The organism is Flectobacillus sp. (assembly GCF_049240685.1).
Lineage (GTDB): Bacteria > Bacteroidota > Bacteroidia > Cytophagales > Spirosomataceae > Flectobacillus.
On record NZ_JBMLSD010000283.1, the window covers coordinates 1 to 2,729 of the forward strand.

The 2,729-nt window shown below is 40.7% G+C and carries 3 protein-coding genes; all 3 read left to right on the plus strand.

Features of this window, described 5'->3' with window-relative positions:
- Positions 1-1,026 (plus strand): LacI family DNA-binding transcriptional regulator (locus tag ACOVQ4_RS12975; RefSeq protein WP_421821062.1); only part of this gene is annotated, 1,026 nt, incomplete at its 5' end.
- Between the two features lie 82 nt (positions 1,027-1,108).
- Positions 1,109-2,080, plus strand: a complete 972-nt coding sequence (locus tag ACOVQ4_RS12980) for an aldo/keto reductase (RefSeq protein WP_421821063.1) — start codon at positions 1,109-1,111, stop codon at positions 2,078-2,080.
- 191 nt (positions 2,081-2,271) lie between these two features.
- Positions 2,272-2,729, plus strand: a 458-nt coding sequence (locus tag ACOVQ4_RS12985) for a hypothetical protein (RefSeq protein WP_421821064.1), incomplete at its 3' end; no start/stop codon positions are given.

The window sequence follows — 2,729 nt, forward strand, 5'->3', positions numbered from 1 at the left end:
TTGAAAACCAAAATCAATATCCAAACCCTTGCCAAAGAGCTTAATGTTTCGACAAGTACTGTTTCGAAGGCTTTGAATGATAGCTATGAAATTAGTGAAGAAACTAAGCGTAGGGTGTTGGAGTTGGCTACAAAATATCAATATTCTCCCAATCCTCATGCGAGTGGCTTGCGCAATAACAAAAGCAAAACTATCGCGGTTGTTATTCCCGAGGTAGGAAATAGCTTTTTTGCCTCAGTCATCAAGGGTATCGAATCGGTGGCACGTGTAAAGGGCTATCATGTCCTGATTTATTTATCCAATGAGAGTTTTGAAAAAGAAAAAATGATTCTTGAAAACTTGCAATTGGGACGCATAGACGGGCTTTTGATGTCCTTAGCACTCGAAACGCAGGAGTTTTCGCATATCCAAAATCTCCTATCTCAAGATATTCCATTAGTGTTTTTCGATCGCGTTCCACAGGATATTCAGGCTCAAAAGGTTGTAACGAATGAATTTGAGTTGGGCTACAAAGCGGTATATCATCTGTGGGAAAGTGGTTGCCGACAAATTGGTTATTTGTTGAATGGGATATCTAATTCTACCTTAAATCTTCGACAGCAAGGCTTTTTAAAAGCGCTTTCAGAAAAAAATATCGTTAATCCCGAAACCCATATTGTAGAGATACCCAAAGAAATTTCGGATGCTACTTTTTCCCAATTACTACGAGAAAAGTCTTTTGATGGAGTTATTGCCTCGGTCGAGGAATTGGTGACGCCTTTGTGGTTGGCTTGTAAGTCGGGTAGTATTTCAATCGCTAAGGAGTTGAAAGTATTGTCTTTTTGCGATTTTCCATTAGCTACGGTTTTGAATCCTCCCCTCACTACAGTAAAGCATCCTGCTACAGAAATGGGCGAAAAAGCCACGGAATTGCTTATTACACAAATTGAAAAACCAAAGAAAACCCCGAGTTTTCAGTCTATTATGCTTCATTCGGAAATTATTCCTAGAGAATCTACTCAATTTCTTTCGAAAACGATTTCGTAAATAAACCTTTCTACTTTCTCATAAACTCTGTAAAAAATCCAAGAAATTTGAGGTATTGATATACAATCAAAACACTTTGAATATGGAATACAGAAAATTTGGTCGTACAGGCTGGCAAGTGAGCGAGGTAGGTTATGGTATGTGGGGTATGGCTGGCTGGACAGGTTCTGAAGAACAAGAGGTAAACAATGCCTTGGATAAGTCTATTGAATTGGGCTGTAACTTTTTTGATACAGCATGGGCTTATGGTGATGGTTTGAGTGAAGAGATTTTGAATAAAACACTCAAGAGACATGCTGAGAAAAAGTTGTATGTCGCTACAAAAATTCCACCTAAAAACAGAATTTGGCCTTCGAAAGCACATTTCAATATCGCTGACGTTTTTCCTGCGGATTATATTGTTGAATACACCGAAAAAAGCTTGAAAAACCTTGGGGTGGAGGCTATCGATTTGCAGCAATTCCATGTGTGGGAGGACGCTTGGGCACAGCATGACGAGTGGAAAGAAGCTATTACCAAATTGACGAAAGACGGAAAAGTGTTGTCTTGGGGCTTGAGTGTCAACCGCTGGGAGCCTAACAACTGCTTGGAGACTTTAAGGACAGATTTGATTGATGCAGTTCAGGTGATTTACAACATATTTGACCAAAATCCAGAGGATGCTTTGTTGCCATTGTGTCGTGAAAAGAATATCGCTGTAATTGCCCGTGTACCATTTGACGAAGGCACGTTGACTGGCAATTTGACGAAGGAAACCGTTTTCCCAGCAGAAGATTGGCGCTCGACCTATTTTGTTCCTGAAAACCTCAATTCAAGCGTAGACCATGCCGATGCTTTGCGTCCATTGATTCCTGCGGGGATGAGTATGGCCGAAATGGCGATTCGCTTTATTTTGAGTAACCCAGATATTTCTACAACGATTCCGGGAATGAGAAAAATCCGTAATGTGGAGTCAAATATGGGTTGCAGTGATGGGAAAGGACTTTCTGCACAACTTTTACAAGAACTAAAAGGACATCGTTGGGATCGCACTCCAACTGAGTGGAGTCAATAGATAGACAGATTTTTAAGGCTTTTCTACAAAAAAGTACCAAGTGTATCAGACATCATCATAGTGTGCCAATCGTGGCGTTGATTTAGCATAAAAACAATCTACTGAGTCTCAAAAACAAACCTCGACAAAGCATGCAAGTCGAGGTTGATAAACCCCCAAACTCGGTAGGCTAACAATCAATAACCATGAAAATGATGAAGAAAACACTTGGTGCTTTTGCTTTTATAGCGGCTTTCTGCTTTTCGTTAACAACCTATGCCCAATTTGGTGGAGGTCCTCCGCAAGGCGGAGGAGGTGGTATGCGTCCAGATTTTGAAGGACGTACTCCTGAGCCGCCAGACCCAGAAAAAATGGTAGAACAGGAAGTAAAGTGGATGAAGAAAAAGCTCAAACTCAATCCTGAGCAGGTTGACCGAGTAACAGACATTTCGACGAAATATGCCTTGGCTCAGACAGATTTTATGCAAAAACAAATGCGTTCTAGAGCAAGAAATACCTCTGAAGATGGTCGTCCATCGGAAAAGGATATGCAGAAAAATAGGGAGATTATGGACAAACTCATGAAAGATAAAGATCATGAAATGAGTGAAGTATTAACTGCCGCACAATACGAGAAATACCTAAAGCGCCGTGAAGATATGCGCAAATC